At 58.2% G+C, this 17,893-nt stretch carries 16 protein-coding genes; 5 read left to right on the forward strand and 11 right to left on the reverse strand.

Annotated features, from left to right (window positions below; genetic code table 11):
• The first annotated feature begins 1 nt into the window (after nt 1).
• Both PW844_RS04525 and PW844_RS04530 read left to right on the forward strand, forming a co-directional pair.
• Entirely contained in the window at nt 2-742 is a 741-nt protein-coding gene (locus PW844_RS04525; protein ID WP_299448372.1) for an ABC transporter ATP-binding protein, read from the forward strand.
• Entirely contained in the window at nt 739-2,250 is a 1,512-nt protein-coding gene (locus PW844_RS04530) for a serine hydrolase (RefSeq protein ID WP_299448374.1), read from the forward strand. The genes PW844_RS04525 and PW844_RS04530 overlap by 4 nt, the downstream gene beginning before the upstream one ends.
• Nucleotides 2,251-2,307: 57 nt before the next feature.
• Here the strand turns inward: PW844_RS04530 and PW844_RS04535 are convergent, their stop codons facing one another.
• The 9 genes from PW844_RS04535 to mntP form a co-directional block, all read right to left on the reverse strand.
• Nucleotides 2,308-3,129 carry a M55 family metallopeptidase gene (locus PW844_RS04535; RefSeq protein WP_299448376.1) on the reverse strand — a complete coding sequence of 274 codons (822 nt, stop codon included), beginning with the start codon at nt 3,127-3,129 and terminating at the stop codon, nt 2,308-2,310.
• Entirely contained in the window at nt 3,126-4,169 is a 1,044-nt protein-coding gene (locus tag PW844_RS04540; RefSeq protein ID WP_299448378.1) for a P1 family peptidase, read from the reverse strand. Before PW844_RS04540 ends, PW844_RS04535 begins: the two co-directional genes overlap by 4 nt.
• Before the next feature lie 2 nt (nt 4,170-4,171).
• The gene (locus PW844_RS04545; protein ID WP_299448380.1) at nt 4,172-5,056 is read right to left on the reverse strand and encodes an ABC transporter permease subunit; all 885 of its coding nucleotides are present in this window, start codon (nt 5,054-5,056) and stop codon (nt 4,172-4,174) included.
• A complete protein-coding gene (locus tag PW844_RS04550) occupies nt 5,056-5,985 on the reverse strand; it encodes an ABC transporter permease (protein ID WP_013510939.1) in 930 nt (309 codons plus the stop codon). Before PW844_RS04550 ends, PW844_RS04545 begins: the two co-directional genes overlap by 1 nt.
• A gap of 52 nt (nt 5,986-6,037) precedes the next feature.
• Nucleotides 6,038-7,579 (reverse strand): glutathione ABC transporter substrate-binding protein, encoded by a 1,542-nt coding sequence (locus PW844_RS04555; RefSeq protein WP_299448383.1) that lies wholly within the window; start codon nt 7,577-7,579, stop codon nt 6,038-6,040.
• A gap of 19 nt (nt 7,580-7,598) precedes the next feature.
• A complete protein-coding gene (locus PW844_RS04560; RefSeq protein WP_299448385.1) occupies nt 7,599-9,470 on the reverse strand; it encodes an ABC transporter ATP-binding protein in 1,872 nt (623 codons plus the stop codon).
• Between the two features lie 18 nt (nt 9,471-9,488).
• Nucleotides 9,489-10,454, reverse strand: coding sequence for an N-acetyl-D-Glu racemase DgcA (gene dgcA, locus PW844_RS04565; protein ID WP_299448387.1), 966 nt, complete (start codon nt 10,452-10,454; stop codon nt 9,489-9,491).
• 1 nt (nt 10,455) lies between these two features.
• Nucleotides 10,456-11,463 carry an N-acetyltransferase DgcN gene (gene dgcN / locus PW844_RS04570; RefSeq protein ID WP_299448389.1) on the reverse strand — a complete coding sequence of 336 codons (1,008 nt, stop codon included), beginning with the start codon at nt 11,461-11,463 and terminating at the stop codon, nt 10,456-10,458.
• 465 nt (nt 11,464-11,928) lie between these two features.
• Nucleotides 11,929-12,501: a manganese efflux pump MntP gene (gene mntP, locus PW844_RS04575; RefSeq protein ID WP_084877771.1), complete on the reverse strand. Its 573-nt coding sequence runs from the start codon at nt 12,499-12,501 to the stop codon at nt 11,929-11,931.
• Between the two features lie 283 nt (nt 12,502-12,784).
• Between mntP and PW844_RS04580 the strand changes: the two genes are divergently transcribed.
• Nucleotides 12,785-13,027 carry a DUF1158 domain-containing protein gene (locus PW844_RS04580; protein WP_084877774.1) on the forward strand — a complete coding sequence of 81 codons (243 nt, stop codon included), beginning with the start codon at nt 12,785-12,787 and terminating at the stop codon, nt 13,025-13,027.
• On the opposite strand, the gene PW844_RS04585 is transcribed toward PW844_RS04580, so the two are convergent.
• Complete coding sequence (locus PW844_RS04585; RefSeq protein ID WP_299448394.1) at nt 13,017-13,661, reverse strand: NAD(P)H-dependent oxidoreductase; 645 nt, start codon at nt 13,659-13,661, stop codon at nt 13,017-13,019. The genes PW844_RS04580 and PW844_RS04585 overlap by 11 nt on opposite strands.
• Nucleotides 13,662-13,742: 81 nt before the next feature.
• A complete protein-coding gene (locus PW844_RS04590; protein ID WP_299448396.1) occupies nt 13,743-15,185 on the reverse strand; it encodes a PLP-dependent aminotransferase family protein in 1,443 nt (480 codons plus the stop codon).
• A 64-nt stretch (nt 15,186-15,249) separates the two neighbouring features.
• Between PW844_RS04590 and PW844_RS04595 the strand changes: the two genes are divergently transcribed.
• Both PW844_RS04595 and mqo read left to right on the forward strand, forming a co-directional pair.
• Entirely contained in the window at nt 15,250-15,705 is a 456-nt protein-coding gene (locus tag PW844_RS04595) for a carboxymuconolactone decarboxylase family protein (RefSeq protein ID WP_299448398.1), read from the forward strand.
• 510 nt (nt 15,706-16,215) lie between these two features.
• Nucleotides 16,216-17,829: a malate dehydrogenase (quinone) gene (mqo, locus tag PW844_RS04600; protein ID WP_299448400.1), complete on the forward strand. Its 1,614-nt coding sequence runs from the start codon at nt 16,216-16,218 to the stop codon at nt 17,827-17,829.
• Nucleotides 17,830-17,893 lie beyond the last annotated feature (64 nt).

The raw sequence follows: 17,893 nt of genomic DNA on the forward strand, positions 1-17,893 counted from the left end.
CATGATTCAAATCGATAATCTGCGCATCGCTTTTGGTGCGCACACCGTGGTGAAAGACGTCAGCTTTGCGGTCGGTAACGGCGAGAGCTTTGGTCTGGTGGGTGAAAGCGGTTCTGGTAAATCCACCATTCTGCGCGCCCTCGCCGGGCTGAATGAAGACTGGCAGGGCAGCATGACCTTCGGTGGTCAGGCACTCAGCGCCAAACGCAGCCGCGCTTTTTATCGCCAGGTGCAGATGGTGTTTCAGGACCCATTCGGTTCGCTGCATCCGCGCCAGACCATTGACCGTATCCTGCACGAACCCTTGCTGGTGCATCAGATTGATCGCGCCGAGCAGCGCATCAGCCAGGCGCTGAGCGAAGTTGGCCTGCCTGCGGCGGTGCGTTTTCGTTACCCCCACCAGCTTTCTGGCGGGCAGCGCCAGCGTGTGGCGATTGCCCGCGCGTTGATTGCCGAGCCTGAAGTGCTGCTGCTGGATGAACCGACCTCAGCGCTGGATGTTTCGGTACAGGCGGAAATCCTTAATTTACTTAGCGATCTTCGCAGTGAACGCAAACTGACCTACATTATGGTGACACACAATCTCGCGGTGGTGACGCACCTGTGTCAGCGTATTGGCGTGATGCAGCATGGCGAGATGGTGGAGCAGCTGAGCGCGGATGACCTGCGCGCCCGGCGCATCCAGCATCCGCACACCGCGCAACTTTTTGATCTCAGCATGACGCTGGAGGAACCGGCATGACAGCCCACTGGCAACAGGCCGCAGATATTGCAGAATCGATCGTTCAAAGCTGGCAACAACCCGGTGCGCCGGGCGGTGCTATCGTACTGTTCGATGCCCACCATATTCACTCCGCGCATTGCGCCGGGCTGGCGGATCTGGCCCAGCAAACGCCGTTCAGCATTGATAGCGTGGTGCGCTTTGCTTCCATCACCAAACATCTGTTCGCGGCGCTGGTCACCGGCCCTGGCCGACGTTACCTGCAACTGGATGACCGGCTCGACCAGCATCTGCCACAGCTGACCGGAGCCAATGGTGCCGTCACCGTCGGCCAGGCGCTGGATATGAGTAGCGGGCTGCCGGATGTGCGCGAAACCCTGTCGCTGCTGGGATTGTCGGTGTACAACGCCACCACCGCCGCCGATTTGCTCGATTTTCTGGCGCGTGAGGGCGACCTCAGTTACCCGCCGGGCAGTGAGATTTCTTACACCAACACCGGTTACCGGCTGGTGGAAGAAGCGCTGAAAGCCAAAGGGGTGCTGTTCAACGATCTGCTGCAACAATACGTTTGTGAGCCGCTGGATATCAATCTGACTGCGCCTGAAAGCTGGTTCGATATCGTGCCCGGCCTGGTACCGGGTTACTGGAACAATGGCGAGCAATGGCAGCTGTCCAGCGCTGGCTTGCATCTGTCGGCTTCCGGCAGTGTCACCGGCAGTCTGCGCCATCTGACGCGCTGGCTGCAAAGCCTGCTGGCGGATAGCGGGCCGGGCGCAGGGGTACTGCAACGGCTGAGTGCGCCGCGCAACCTGAGCGATGGGCGTACCAGTGGCTACGGCCTCGGCCTCACCAGCTCCACCCTCGGCAGCCAGACCTTGTTTGGTCACGGCGGTTCCCATGCCGGATACAAAAGCTATTTCCTGCTGCACCCGGAACTCAAAATCGGTGTGGCGCTGGTGGCGAACCGCGAGGACGTCACCACCTCGGAAAGTGCCCTGCGCATTCTGGCAGCGGCGCTGAATCGAACGCTGCCGGAAAAAGGTCACGATCTGACACCGGGTTTATATGTGGCCCCCACCGCAGCCGATTGGCTGGAGATCAAAGGCGTCACTGCCACCTGGCTGGGCGCGGGTGAAACACTGTGGCGCGATGAACGTCATGGCGATGCGGTGTCGCTTTCCAGCACCTTTCCAATGCAGTTACGTCATGATGGTGAGGCAATTGTCGGTGAAATCGGCCATGCGGCACGCCGCTTTGAGCCGGTTCAGCCGGACCGTGCCAGCCTGGATAACTTACAGGGGCGCTGGTTTGCCGCACCGTGGCGCAGCGAAATGGTGATTGAGGGCGAGACGCTAACCATGGGGATTGGCCCGGCGGCGATTCGCGCCACGCTGCAATCGCTGGGCGGCGACCGGGTACTGGCCACCGCGCTGGATGGCCCGTGGGAAAAACGCTTTGTGCTCGCGCAATCGGGGGATCGCGTGCGGCTGCTGTTAAATCGCAGCCGCGTGGTGTGCTTTACGCGCTAAAACCCGCGCGATAAATCGCGCCGCTACAAACCGCATCTGCCCGTGTAGCGGCGCAATTTAATTTTGCGTACTCGCCAGATAAGAGAAGGCGCTCAGCAAGCTAATCAGCGTGCCCATCTGCTCGGCACGATAGCCCACCGTTACTGCATCAATGCGCGTGACGCCGGGGATCAGGCTAAACAGATCGGCCAGCACCGGCTTGCTTGCCTGGAGTTGCATCTCATACGGGGCGCGGAGGCGGGTGGTTTCGACCTGGCGCGCACGTTGTACCGCAGCGGTGGCGGCAGCACGGATGGCGCTTTGCGCCGCCTGCGGGCTGATGGATTCCGCGCAGGTATGAGAGATGGCGCGTTTGACACAAACGTAATCAACCGATGGATAATGCTCCGCCATCCAGCCCTGAAGCTGATCGTCGCCACTCACCAGCCACAGCGGTGTACCCTGCTCGGCCGCAGCAGCGGCATAGATATCGCTTTCGCCCATCACTTTGCCGTTGATGTGAATGCGCCAGAAGGCGCGGCCATTGATGGTGTGCGCCAGCACGCCCGGCTCTCCCGCCGCGCTGTGATAACCGATAAAAAACAGGCCATCGAACGGTTGTTGTTCCAGCCCTTCCACCATCGACAATCCACGCGGTTTGCCCTGCACCAGCCGGGCGCGCGGATCGATGTTTTCCGCACGCAGATTGGTCATTTGCGCATGACTATCGGCCACCACCACCTCGGTAGCCCCTCCGGCAAATGCCCCATCAATGGCGGCGTTCACTTCCTGCTCCATCAATCCACGCGCCAGCTGATATTCTGCGTGGCCCGGTGAACATTGTTCCGGGCGCATGACGCCCGCGATGCCTTCGATATCGGCGGAGATAAAGATTTTCATTGAGATAACCTGTCTAAAACATCCGTTAATGCAGGACGGTGGTGGCCGCGAAAACCGGTGACGGCGGTAGCCGCGAGCAACGCATCCAACACCGCGTGTTCAGTGGCATCGGCAGCAGCGGCCAGCAGCGGTTCAAGCGCGGCATCCTGCGGCGGTTGCGGCTGGGCCAGGGTGGAGAAGGCCAGCGCGATATCACCCGAACCGTGCCCCCAGTAACTGCCGAGCCGCCCGAGGCCCGCCCCGGCGCGTTTTGCCACGCGCTTCAGTTGACGTGCATCCAGCGGCGCATCCGTCGCCATGATGATGATGATCGAACCCGCATCACGCTGTGGCGTCAGTTCCGGCAGCAGCGGCTCTATCATTTCACCGAGCCGCACACCGTCCAGCGTTAACGCGGTCAGCGCGCCAAAGTTTGCCAGCACCAGCACCCCCAGCGTGGCATCCAACGCCGGGATCAGACGCGAGGCGCTGCCGATGCCGCCTTTCAGGCTGAAGCAGCTCATACCACGCCCGGCACCGACGCTGCCACGGGCAAAATCCGTCTGCGCAGCGTTTAACGCCTGCTGCGCCAGCGCTTCCGTTACCGCCAGCGCCTGAATGTCGTTCAGCCAGCCATCGTTGCACTCCAGCGCCACGGGATTGACCGTCGGCAGGCTGCGGCCCAGCTCCGGATTGCGGCTGATGGCATCGCGCACCAGCGTGGTAAACAGCGTTCCGATTGCCAGCGTGTTGCTGAGCAGGATCGGCGTCTGCAACACACCCAGCTCCTCCACCTGCACCAACCCCACCGGTTTGGCAAAACCGTTAAATACCGCCGCCGCACAGGGCAGCGGCTGCTGAAACAGGTTATCGCCCGGCGGCACAATCGCCGTGACGCCGGTCTGGATTTCCCCGGCATCCAGCGTGGCGTGACCAACGCGCACGCCGGACACATCGCTGATCAGGTTGGTCGGGCCACAGGCGCTGCGTGGCTGACCGAGCTGACGCGTTTCGCGCCAGCGTTGCAGCAGCAGGTCGCGCTGCATCTGTTGAAAATCCATGCTTAGCTCTTCAGTTTGGGATCCAGCGTATCGCGCAGGGCATCGCCCAGCAGGTTAAACGCCAGCACCGTGATAAAAATGGCCAGACCGGGGAACACGCTGATGTGCCACATGCCCGCCATCATCATATTGCGGCTCATCGCGAGGATGTTGCCCCACTCCGGGACGTCCGGCTCCGGGCCAAGACCGATAAAACTCAGTCCGGCTGCGGTGAGGATACTGGTGCCGATGCGCATGGTGAAGTAGACAATCACGTTCGACAGCGTACCCGGCAGGATATGACGCAGCAGGATCACCCGGTCTGGCGCACCCGCGCAGCGCACCGCTTCCACATAGGCAGCCTGCTTCAGCGATAACGTTGAGGCACGCACGATGCGGGCGAACACCGGCACGCTGAATACCGCCACGGCGATGATCACGTTATTCAAACCCGGGCCGAGAATCGCCACCACCGCAATCGCCAGCAGCATGCCGGGGAAGGCGAACAGCACATCGGAACCACGCATAATCAACATGTCGATCCAGCGGCCATAGTAGCCCGCCAACAAGCCAAGTAGCACACCCACCACCATGCCGAGCGTCACCGACACAACGCCGACATACAGCGAGATACGCGCGCCATAAATAATACGGCTGAGCAGGTCACGACCCAGATCGTCAGTGCCCATCCAGTGCGCGGCAGACGGCGGTGACGACAGCGCCATCCAGTCCGGCGCCATCGGGTCCCACGGGGCCAGCCACGGGGCGAAAATCGCCACCAGCACCAGCAGCAGCACAAAACCGCCCGAGACCAGCGCCAGCGGATTGCGCACAAAGGCGTGCAGGAAATCGCGCCACGGCGAACGGATAGTCTCCTGCGTTGTGGCAGGCAGAGATTGCAGACTCATCATGGCTCCTGTCGCAGGCGAATCGCCGGGTTAACTACCGCATATAGCAGGTCTACCAGCAGGTTAATCACAATAAATTCAAACACGAACAGCATCACCAGTGCCTGAATCACCGGCTGATCCTGGGCTTTGATCGATTCGATCAACAGCCAGCCGAGACCCGGCCAGTTGAACACGCTTTCCACCACGATCGATCCACCCAGCAGAAAACCAAACTGCAAACCGAGCATGGTGATCACCGGGATCAGCGCATTGCGCATCACGTGTTTCCAGGTGACGAGGCGATTACGCAGCCCTTTCGCTTTGGCGGTGCGCACATAATCCTCCTGCGCCACTTCCAGGAAGGCTGAGCGGGTAAAACGGGCCATCACCGCCGCCACCGAGGAGCCAAGGGTGATGGCAGGCAGGATGATATCGGTGGGTTTATTGAAGCCGCTGACCGAGAACAAACCAAACGGCATGGCGACGAACTGAATCAGCAGCAGGCCGAGCCAGAAGGTCGGCATTGAGATCCCCCCTACCGCAACGCTCATCAGCGTCCAGTCCTGCCATTTGCCGCGTTTCAGCGCCGCCAGCACGCCGAGAAACAGACCGAGGATTACCGACCAGGCAAAGCCTGCCAGCGCCAGCCACATGGTCGGCATAAAGCCTTTTTTGATCACGTCCAGCACCGGTTGCTGCGTGCGATAGGTCACGCCAAGATCGCCACGGAACAGGCCACCGAGCCAGTGCAGATATTGTTGCGGCAGCGGATCGTTAAGACCGAGGTGCTGACGCGCCGCTTCCACCGCTGCCAGCGGTGCATCCGGTCCGGCGTAGATACGCGCCGGGTCGCCCGGTAGCAGTTTGATGAAGCCGAACACCAGCAGCGAGACCACCAGCAGTACCGGGATCATCTCCAGCAGGCGACGAATAATGTATGCGAACATGCGATTCCTTCAGGCGTAGCGGTGCGATAAATCGCGCCGCTACGGTTTGTGCTTATTTAAATGCAGCCTGGGTATACAGGAAGTTGCCATCCGCCAGCATGGAGACGCCGGTCAGGTTGCTGCGCTTGCCGACCAGGTTATCCGGCGTACCGAGGAAGGCGACAGGCGCATCTTTCCACAGCAGTTTCTGCGCTTCGGCATAGGCCACGCCGCGTTTTGCCGGGTCAGCCGTTGCCAGCCCCCCGGCAATCGCTTTATCCACCGCCGGGTTGCTGTAGTAGGACACGTTGTACGAGGTCGGAACCCAGGACTCCGTGGCGTACAGCGGACGCAGCGCCCAGTCAGCATCACCGGTTGAGGTTGACCAGCCACCGTAGTAGAGGTCGAACTCGGCCTGCTTCGGATCCTTCACGCCCCACAATTTGGCGTTACGGGTGCCGGAGTCCATCGGGGTGACGGTAACGCGGATACCCACCGTCGCCAGCTGCGCTTTCAGGAACTGCGCCGCACGCACGCTGGCAGTGGCATTGGTGGTCCACAGTTTCAGATCCAGGCCGTTCGGATAACCCGCCGCTTTCAGCAGCGCTTTGGCTTCATCCGGCGCATAGCGGTAGTTCGGGTCGCTTTGCTTCTGATAAAACTGCACCCCTTCCGGGATAGCCGAGGTGGCCGGTTTGCCCATCCCGGCGAACGCCACTTTCAGCCACAGGTTGCGGTCGATGGCATAGTTGATCGCCTGACGCACGCGCAGATCCGCCAGCGGCTTATGCTGGGTGTTGATCGCCATGTAGTAGAGATAAATACTCGGATCGCGCTGGATCGCCAGCTTGCTGTCATTCTGTACGGTGCTGATCAGATCGGACGGCAGTGGCCAGATCGCATCCACCTGACCCGACTTAAGCGCTGCGACGCGAGTCGCATCTTCCGGGCTGGGCGAGAAGGTGACGTTATCCACTTTCGGCCAGCCTTTCTGCCAGTAACCATCGTATTTGGTCAGGGTGACGGCTTTACCTGGCTGCCAGTCCACAAACTTAAACGGACCGGTGCCGACCGGATGTAAACGCAGCTGCGCTTCATCCGGGTACTGTTTCAGAATCGCCGGGCTCCACATCACTGCCGACGGGTGTGCCAGGGTGTTGATAAAGGCACCAAAGGATTGGTTCAGCTCAACTTTGACCTGATCCGGTGCCAGCACCGTGACTTTCTGGATCATCTTGTAGAGGCTGTTGCGCTTCAGACCTTTGGTTTGATCGGCCAGACGATCAAGGTTGGCTTTCACCGCTTCCGCATCGAACGGCGTGCCATCCTGGAAGGTGACGCCTTTACGCAGCGTCAGGGTGAATTCGGTGGCGCTGTCGTTGCTGGTGTAGCTGGTGGCCAGCCAGGGTTGCAGCTTCATCTGCGCATCAAACTGGAACAGGCGTTCAAAGATACCGCTCTGCACTGAATAGCTGACGTTGTCAGAGGTGTCGTGCGGGTCGAGGCCGGTGATATCGGCATACATCGAAATATGCAGATCCTGCGCCTGTGCGGCAGCCGCCAGGGAGAGGGTAAGTCCGAGTGCGAGCGAGGTGCGACGGAAAAACGGGTTCATAAAATCTCCTGGTATTGGGTTAGCGCGAAACAATGCCGTCAGCGACCCAGTGCTGCGGCGCAACCTGGCGATAACGGGGTTTAATGACCGTTTCTCCCACCTTGCGTAACGGCGAAGGAATCTCGCTGTCGTCGAAGGTGCGTAATGGACGGTTCTGTGGGTCAGCCACTGGCACCGAGGCCAGCAACCGTTGGGTATAGGGATGCTGCGGGTCATTGAATACCGACTGACGTGGTCCCAGCTCGACAATCTGTCCGAGGTACATCACCGCCACGCGGTTGGCGATACGCTCGACCACTGCCATATCGTGCGAAATAAAAATCCACGACACACCGGTTTGCTGTTGCAGATCCATCATCAGGTTTACCACCTGCGCCTGAATCGACACATCCAGCGCCGATACCGCTTCGTCGGCGATAATCACCTTCGGTTTCAACGCCATCGCGCGGGCAATGGCGATGCGTTGACGCTGGCCGCCGGAAAATTCATGCGGATAACGGCGCGCATGTTCCGGCAACAGGCCAACGCTTTTCAGCAGTTCTTCCACCTGCGGCGTCGCTTCCTCCAGCGACTTCACCACTCCATGCAGCAGCAATGGCTCGGCAATGGTAAAGCCCACGGTCAGACGTGGGTTAAGCGAGGCGTAGGGGTCCTGAAACACCATCTGGATTTCACGGCGCAGCGGCTGAAACTGGGCTTCTTTCAGGTTGGCGATTTCATTGCCCTGAAAATGGATGCTGTCGGCGTCGCTGTGAATTAAACGCATCAGCGCCCGGCCGGTGGTGGACTTGCCACAGCCGCTCTCGCCGACAATCGCCAGAGTTTCTCCCGGCCACAGGGTAAAATCGATCTGCTCCACCGCGTGTACCTGATGGGTCAGTGCCGAAAAAATGCCGCTGCGAATCGGGTAATAGACTTTCAGGCCACGTACATCGAGCAGCGGTTTATCGTCGTAACGCGCGGTGCGCTGTTCAGCGTTATCGGTCGGTTGCGCGCCGAGCAGCGGAAAACGCTGCGGCCACGCGTGTTCACGCATATCACCGAGTTTTGGCACCGCAGCCAGCAAGGCTTTGGTGTAAGGGTGCTGCGGCGCGTTAAAGATTTCCGCCACCGTTCCCTGTTCCACCACGTCGCCGCGATACATCACCACGACGCGATCGGCTACTTCCGCCACCACCCCCATGTCGTGGGTGATAAACAGCACCGCCATTTCTTTGGCACGTTGCAGGTCGCGCAGGATGTGCAGAATGCGTGCCTGCACCGTGACATCAAGCGCAGTGGTGGGTTCATCAGCGATCAGCAACTGCGGATCGCAGGCCAGCGCCTGAGCAATCATCACGCGCTGTCGCATCCCACCTGACAACGAGTGCGGGTAGCTTTTCATCACGCGATCGACATCGGCAATGCGTACCTGCCGCAGCAGTTCACGGGCGCGCGCGTCTGCCTCGGCTTTACCGCAAATCTGCTGATCACGTAGCGCTTCGGTCAGCTGGTCGCCAACGCGTAACACCGGGTTCAGCGAGGTCATCGGCTCCTGAAAAATCATCGACATCTCACGGCCACGCAACGCGCGACGCTGGTTTTCATTGAGTTTTTCCAGCTGATGCAACTGACCTTTGCGGTCACGAAACTGGATGGAGCCGCGATCAATACGGCCCGAGGCCGCCAGCAGCCCCATTACCGCCAGCGAGGTCACCGATTTGCCCGATCCGCTTTCGCCGACCACCGCCACGATTTCCCCTTTGTGTATCGCAAAATTGATACCTTTCAGCGCCTGGCTGACGCCGCTACGGCCACGAAAGCTGACGCTGAGATCCTGAATAGCGAGGACCGCCGCCGTCGCGGAACCGGCAACGCTGGCGGCGTTGTGAATAAGTGAAGTGTCCGTCATCGTTGCTCCGCGTGCGGGTTATAGCCAGATTCGGCCCTGGGAATAGGAGAGGAACGGCGAGCTGTCGGCCGCCAGCCAGATCGGGCCATCAAGATCGATATGCTCAGCGGCAATCGCCACTGGTAGCGCCGCTTCCATCGCCAGCGATGAACCCAACATGCAGCCCACCATCAGGCGCATATCCAGCTTCTGCGCTTCTTCCACCATCGCCAGTGCCTCGGTTAATCCGCCGCATTTATCCAGCTTGATGTTGATCATCTCGTAGCGATTGCGCAGCTGCGCAATATCCTCCCGCGTGTGGCAACTTTCGTCGGCGCACACCGGAATCGGATGGGTGAATCGTTGTAAATCCTGATCCTGACCCGCCGGTAACGGTTGCTCGACCATCGCGATGTTGTAGGGCAACAGCGCGTTGAGCAGGCTGTGCAAATCCACCCCGGACCAGGCTTCGTTAGCATCAATAATCAGCGTGGCATGGGGGGCTGCCGCGCGAATAGCCGCCACTTTTTCGAGGATTTCTTCACGATTCAGTTTAATTTTCAGCAGGATCGCGCCGCGTGACACCGCATCTTCAGCGGCGGCGGCCATATTGGCGACTGTGTCGAGGCTAAGGGTTTCGGCGGTGATCACCGAAATCGGCTGCTCCTGCTGCGTCAGATGCCAGAAGGATTGCTTCGCCAGCGCAGCGTCGAGCCGCCACAGCGCGCAGTCCAGCGCATTACGCGCTGAACCGGCATGCAGACGGGTTTGCAGATCGACACGGCTAAGGCCCGCTTCAATGTCGGCGCGCAACGCTTCCAGTTCAGCGTTAACGCTTTCCGGCGTTTCGTCGTAGCGCGGCGTGGGGGTGCATTCGCCGCGACCAATAAAGCCGTTCTGCTCCAGGGTGACGCGGATCACCGTCACTGCGGTGCGTGTGCCACGCGAGATGGCAAACGGACGCGCCAGCGGCAGCTTCAGCACTTCAATCTGCATGCGCCGCATCTTAGCCACGCTCCTTCAGCAACGCAGCGATATCAGCGATACCAAAACGCACTGGGTCGGTGGCGGGCACGCCAAATTCGGCGCTGACTGCGGCGCAGTAAGCACGCGCTTCTTCTTCGCTGTAGTTCGAGGTGTTGATGGCAAAACCTGCCAGCTGTACCGAATCGCTGGTGACGGCCGCCGCACGGAAGTTAGCGTCTACGCAATCTTTCAGACTCACCATCGGCTGATGCGGCAGATGACGCATATGCGGGCGACCCATTTCGTGGCACATCACCAGCCAGTGTGGCTGCGCACCGTGGATCAGACCCATAGAAACACCGGCATAGGATGGGTGGAACAACGAACCCTGGCCTTCAACGATATCCCAGTGGTCATCTTCGTTAGCCGGAGACAGGGCTTCTGCCGCACCGGCGATGAAGTCAGCGATGACGGCATCGATAGCGATACCTTCACCCGCAACCAGGATACCGGTCTGACCGGTGGCGCGGAAATCGGCTTTCATACCGATGTCGCGCATTGCTGCTTCCAGCGCCAGCGAGGTGTACATCTTGCCGACGGAGCAGTCGGTGCCGACAGTAAGTACACGCTTACCGCTGCGTTTCTTGCCGCTGCCGACATCCAGTTTCGGACGCATATGACGGATATCGAACAGCTCGACGCCATATTCCTGCGCCAGCGCCACCAACTCCGGCTCATCCACCAGACGATGGTGCAGACCGCTGGCAACGTTCATACCGGCTTTGATGGCGTTACACACGGTTGCCAGCCAGTGCTGCGGCAGATAACCACCGGCGTTGGCGGTGCCGAGCACCAGGGTTTTCGCCCCGCGCGCTTTGGCGGTGGCAATGTCGAGTTCTTCCAGACCGAGGCTAACGCTACAGCCCGGCAATTTGATTTCGCCCACGCACTGCTCCGGTCGCCAGACCTGGATGCCGCGTGCGGTTTTTGCTGCCAGTGGATCGGTAACGTCGCCAAGAAAAAGTAAATAAGGTTGAGGGATCAGCATGATGTTCTCGTGTCAGACAGGTGAATAGGACCTGGGCTGACTATTTCATGCAGCGCGAAGGGGTGACGAATGCTTGTTTAGTTATAGGGTATAACCTGAGGCTATAGTCAGATCAAAATCCGATGACTGAAGGCGTAAAGCGGCGATTTCAGAGGGAAAATGGGGAGATAACGGGCGGGAGATATAAGAAAATCATTGATAATCACCGGTCGATCCCTGACCGCGATTATCGAGGGTTGCGTGCGGGGGACTTAGTTTAAAGCACCCGGCGGTACGTGTTTGTAAGTTTCAACATAAGCACGAAACACGTATTTGAAGAACCGTTTCATAAAGCACCTGATTAAAAATAAGTTGAGAAATACTAAAAAAAGTATAGCCCAGCCTGTTTTCTAAGCAAGAAACTTTGAAGCAGATCACAAAAACGAAGGTTTTAAGCAACTGCACAATCCGCTAATGACTAAAACCTTAACTGAACCAACCCATATGTTCCACCAGAATGGTGCAACCGATACAAATTAGGACAACGCCCCCCAGCACTTCCGCCCATTTGCCCATTACCGGGCCGATAAAGCGGCCAACCAGCACGCCTGTGGTCGCCATAATGGTGGTGGCAGCGCCGATGGTCAGGGCGGTCAGCACGATATTGACCTGTAAAAATGCCAGACCCACACCCACCGCCAATGCATCGAGGCTGGTGGCCACAGCGGTTAATGCCAGCACCATAAAGCCGTGGCGCTGCGGTGGCTCACAAGGTTCACCGGCGGTCTGGCTGAAGCCAGCCATCATCATGCGGCCACCGAGTAACGTCAGCAGGCCGAATGCCAGCCAGTGGTCCCAGGCCATCACATAGCGGCTGGCTGCCAGGCCAATTGCCCAACCAATCAGCGGGGTGAGCATTTCAATCACACCGAAAATCAGACCGGTGCGCAGCGCCTCTTTGAAATCCGGGCGATGCAGGGATGCGCCTTTGCCAAGTGCTGCGGCGAAGGCGTCCATCGACATACCAAAGGCCAGAATCAGGGTTGCGATAAATGTCATGATTTTTCAGTCAACGCAGACCAAAAGGCCGGAAAGCCTGAGGTTTATCTGCATTTTTTGTTCAGTAATGAAAAAGTGCGCGCAGTCTAACACGCAAATTCACTAAAAAAAAGACAGTAAAATCATGGATTTAAGTATAGCAAAGGCTATAACTCTTAACTATCGCTAAATATGTCGCTAAGTGAATGGAATAGAAGAAAATTATTGGGCTGACAACCCCGGGGATTGCACCCCGCCGGGCTTTGTGCGCTAATGCCCGCGCGATTTGCTGTGGAATTTTGCGATGAAAAATCCGTTAGAAACCCTGATTATCCCTGGTGGTATTCTGCTGCTGGGCTTTCTCTCTGCGCTGCTGCTGCCCGCTCCGGCATTTAGCCTGGCGATGGCAAAGAGCCTGCAAACCCGGTTCCATTTGCAGGATCTTAATCAGCTTTACACCATTGTGTTTTGCCTGTGGTTTCTGCTGCTGGGCGCGATTGAGTTTTTTGTTATTCGCTTCGTCTGGCGTCGCTGGTTCAGGCAATAACCACGGACCCGGCCCATTGCGCCACCACCCCATCCAGATCGCGGTAAGCCTGAGCTAAACCGGCTTCGCGCGCAGCCTGGTCGGCAAATGCCAGCGGTTCCGCGTTAACAAATTGCGGATGCTGGATGCCGATAAAACCAAAGGCGGCACGCAGGGCTGGCGTCAAGGCATCCATCTCTGCATAGGGTGAACCCGGTTGCAGGCTGGCCCCGCGCGTGGTGATAAACAGCGCTTTCTGGCGCGTGAGATTGCCAATCACATTTTGTTGTTCATCAAAGTGATAAGTCAGATTGGTGCGGATGATGGCATCAATATAGGCTTTAAAAGCGGATGGCATACTCCAGTTGTACATCGGCATGGCAAACAATAAGGCATCGGCGTTGAGCAGTTGCTCGCATAAGCGATCCGAATCCGCCAGCACAGCTTTCATACGTGGCGTGCGCTGCTCTTCGGGCGTGTAAGTCGCCTGCGCAAACTCTCCCGTGACATGGCTCACCGGATGCAAATCCAGATCAAGATAGTCCACCTGCAAATCCGGGGATTCCGCCTGCAAACGCTCAACAAAATAGCGGCTCAGCGCACGTGAGTTGGATTTGGCGCCTTTCGGGCTCACATCGACATGTAACAATTTCATGGCTAAGGTTCCTCACTGATAACAATGAGGCGTACCTTAATCCTCAGAATGGACCAGAAAAAGGGTCAAGAATGCAGTTTTTTACTGGTCCATTCGTCGCTGATGCGCATCTACCAGCCATTTCAGCCGCTCGGCGCAGCGCGCGAAACCTTCACGCGGTAGCTGAGTGACCCCCAGCAGGAAACCGTATTGCCGCCCGGATTCATGCTGATACCAGATCGATAACGGCGACGGTGCCAGGCCATAAGCCAGCGCCTCACGCGCGATTTGCTGGTCTGGCGTGCCTGCTGCTAAGCGGATAATCACCGCCAGCCCGGCACGCTGCACATCAGGAAAATGCGGGCGTAACGCGGCAACAATCCCCTCCAGCCTTTCATGGTAGACCCGCTTCATACGCCGCAGATGGCGCAGGAAATGGCCCTCACGCAGAAACTCCGCCACCGCATCATGCAGCAACGCTGAGGACGCCGGAGCCAGTAAGGCGCAGGTATCGGCAAAGCGCGCCGCAAGCCGCCCAGGTACCACGACAAAACCGAGGCGCAGGCTGGGGCTGAGGGTTTTGCTGAAGGTGCCGACATGGATCACCCGCCCTTCGCTATCGATCGCCGCCAGCGCCGGAGCGGCACGGCTGCCCAGCTGTAACTCCCCCAGATAATCATCTTCAATAATCCAGCGTTGCTGGCTGCTGGCCCAGGCCATTAACGCCTGACGGCGCGGCAGCGACAGCGTGATGCCCAGCGGAGCCTGCTGACCTGCCGTGACCAGCGCAAACGCCGCATCAGGAGCGCGTGCCACACCCTCTGCCACCTGTAACCCTTCGTCATCAACCGGAATGCCCACCGGCGTCACATGCATCTGCTGCAACGCGGCCCGTGCCAGCATAAAACCGGGTTCTTCCATCCATGCCTGCTGGCCGTGCACGCCGAGCGCCAGCGCAATCAGGCCAAGCGCGCCCGCATAGCCGTTGGTGATGAAGATTTGACTCGACTGGCATTGAATACCGCGCGCCACCGCCAGATAGCCCACCAGCGCCTGCCGCAGTGCCAGGCTGCCGCGCGGATCGGGATAACCGCGCGACTGGCTGGCCTGCTGTCGCGCCTGGCGTTGCAGTACACGCGTCCAGACCTTAGCGGGGAAGGCGTCGCTGGCGGGAACGCCCATCTGAAAAGTGAGTGGCGGGGTGTCAAAGTCATAGACCATATCCAGCAGCGGCGATCCCGCTGCCATTACCGACGCGCGTGGTGGCTGGGTCACCGCCGCCGCTGCCACAAAGGTGCCCGCTGCGCCTTTCGCCACCAGCAGCTGGCTATCAACCAGCATGTCATAGGCGCGACGCACCGTACCGCGTGCCACCCCCAGCTGCGCCGCCAGGTCGCGACAGGAAGGCAGCCTGGCCCCTGCTGCCAGCTGCCCATCATCAATCGCGCTGCTGATGACCTGACGCAGCTGTTCACTCAAACCACGCGTATCGGCGCGGTCCAGCGTCAGCGCCAATGGGCCACTGTTTTTGTCATTTTTTGGCACTTTTGCTGCTCCATAAGGCGATGAACAATGCACCTGTCAACCATAACTGATTGAGGTGAGGAAAATGAGCCAGCGTATCGATTTTTACAGTACCGCACCCGGCGCGATGAAAGCCCTGGGTGGCGTTTATAGTTATCTGTCGCAGACTGACCTGTCGCATAGCCTGCTGGAGCTGGTTTTTCTGCGGGTTTCGCAGATCAACGGCTGCGCCTACTGCATCGACATGCATACTCAGGCGCTGCATAAAGCAGACATGCCGTGGCATAAAATCGTGTTAACCCAGGTATGGCATGAATCGGGCGCGTTGTTTGATGCACGGGAGCAGGCGGCACTGGCGTGGGCTGAAAGTCTGACGCTGATTGCTAGCCGGGGCGCGCCGGATGCGCTGTTTGCCCAGGTCAAAGCGGTATTTAGCGATAAGGAAATCGTCGATCTCAACGTGGCGATCGGCCTGATGAACACCTATAACCGGCTGGCGATCAGTCTGAAAAAGTTACCCGATAGTGCACCGCGTGATTGAAAATTCTTCTGACGGGTGCGTCAGCGCGCACCCAAATTCGCCATCACATAAATGTAACATTATTTTTACACAACATGGTGAAACATTGCGCAACATAAAAACCGCATAAAAAATCAAATTTTGTTAAAGTTAATATTTTCATTAAGTTAAAATTAACTCATTGGTGTTACGACCTTTCTGACCCCCACAAGCCCATCACAATATCGCAACATACCTCCTCTCGTAACCGTCTGATTAGGGGATAAAAATCCCTTATGACAAGCAGGTTGAACTGATTAATTCTTATGCTGAATCATTTCTGCATTTAAAAAATAAACAAACGTTTAATTCCGATACGAGAATGTTATATTCGAATGACTATGCATAACGTGCAGTTAACCGTTAGCACCCCCACGACTTAACCTGAGTCTTAACCTTTGAGAAACAGTACGACGCGCTCGAAAGAAGCGTGACTGTTTCGCCTGCGAACCTGTTGAACTTCAGGTCAACAGAGAGAGGAGATGTCGCCTCATGAGCAAAACTGCGGTAAATCTGGCGCTGGCAGTAAGCGCCGCTGGCATGGATAGCGCTAGCCTTCAGGAACGAAAAGACGTCGATGTGCTGTTGATTGGCGCTGGCGTGATGAGTGCTACCTTAGGCACCTGGTTGCAGGATCTGGAGCCGGACTGGTCAATTGAGATGGTCGAACGCCTGGCAACGGTGGCGGAAGAGTCTTCCAATGGCTGGAACAATGCCGGTACCGGCCATGCTGCGTTGGCAGAGCTGAACTATACGCCGCAGAAGGCAGATGGCAGCATCGATATTGCTAAAGCGGTGGCAATCAACGAATCGTTCCAGATTTCCCGCCAGTTCTGGGCGTATCACGTGCAGAAAGGCAACCTTCGCAATCCGAAAAGCTTTATCCACAGTACGCCGCACATGAGTTTCGTCTGGGGCGACGACAACGTTGAATTTTTGCGCAAACGTTTCCACGCGTTGCAGAAAAGCACCCTGTTCCGGGGCATGGAATACTCGGAAGAACGCGAACAGATTTCTCAGTGGATCCCGCTGGTGATGAATGGCCGCGACAAAAAGCAGAAAGTGGCCGCCACCTGGACTGAAATGGGCACTGACGTGAACTTCGGTGAAGTCACGCGTCAGCTGATTGCTTCGCTGGAGAAGAAGGCCAATTTCCGTCTGCGGATGCAGCAGGAAGTGCGTGATATTAAGCGCCTGAGCGATGGCCGCTGGCAGGTTAGCCTGTTCAATCTGGTCAGCGGTGAAAGCCGTCTGCTCACTACTCGCCAGCTGTTTATCGGCGCGGGCGGCGCGGCTCTGCCGCTGTTGCAGAAATCCGGTATCCCGGAAGTGAAAGGCTACGCCGGTTTCCCGGTGGGCGGTTCTTTCCTGGTAACGGAGAACCCGGAAGTGGTGCAGCAGCATATGGCGAAGGTCTATGGCAAAGCCTCGGTCGGCGCACCGCCGATGTCAGTGCCGCATGTGGACACCCGCGTGCTGGATGGTAAGCAAGTGCTGCTGTTTGGCCCGTTTGCCACCTTCTCCACCAAATTCCTCAAACAAGGCTCGCTGCTGGATATGTTCGGCGCGATGAACGGCAGCAACCTGATGCCGATGATGCAGGTTGGCCTGAAAAACTTCGATCTGGTGAAGTATCTGGTTGATCAGGTGCTGCAAAGCGACAGCGACCGTATGGAAGCCCTGCGTGCCTATGTGCCGCAGGCGAAGCAGGAGGACTGGCGTCTGGTGACGGCAGGCCAGCGCGTGCAGATCATTAAAAATGATGAGAAAGACGGCGGCGTACTGCGTCTTGGCACCGAAGTGGTCACGTCTGAGGATGGTACGATTTCTGCGCTGCTGGGTGCGTCTCCGGGAGCATCAACGGCGGCTCCTATTATGCTGGAGCTGATGGCCAAAGCCTTCCCGGAGCAAATGCGTTCGCCAGAGTGGCAGACCAAAATCCGCGCGGTACTGCCATCATGGGGTCGTAAGCTGAATGGTGATGTAGCGCTGACCGAGAAAGTGCTGAGTGACACCAGCCGCGTGCTGCAACTTGATTATGCGCCGGTGACGCCGATGGCGGCGAACGACGAAGGACGAGAAACGGCCCACGTCGTGGGGAAGTAAGGTCTTAACGGCGGGCTGGCTCTGAGAAGGTTCCGCCCGCCAGGCATAGCCGAGTTTCAGGACC

It is taken from the genome of Pantoea sp., from assembly GCF_028283705.1.
Taxonomy (GTDB): Bacteria; Pseudomonadota; Gammaproteobacteria; order Enterobacterales; family Enterobacteriaceae; genus Pantoea.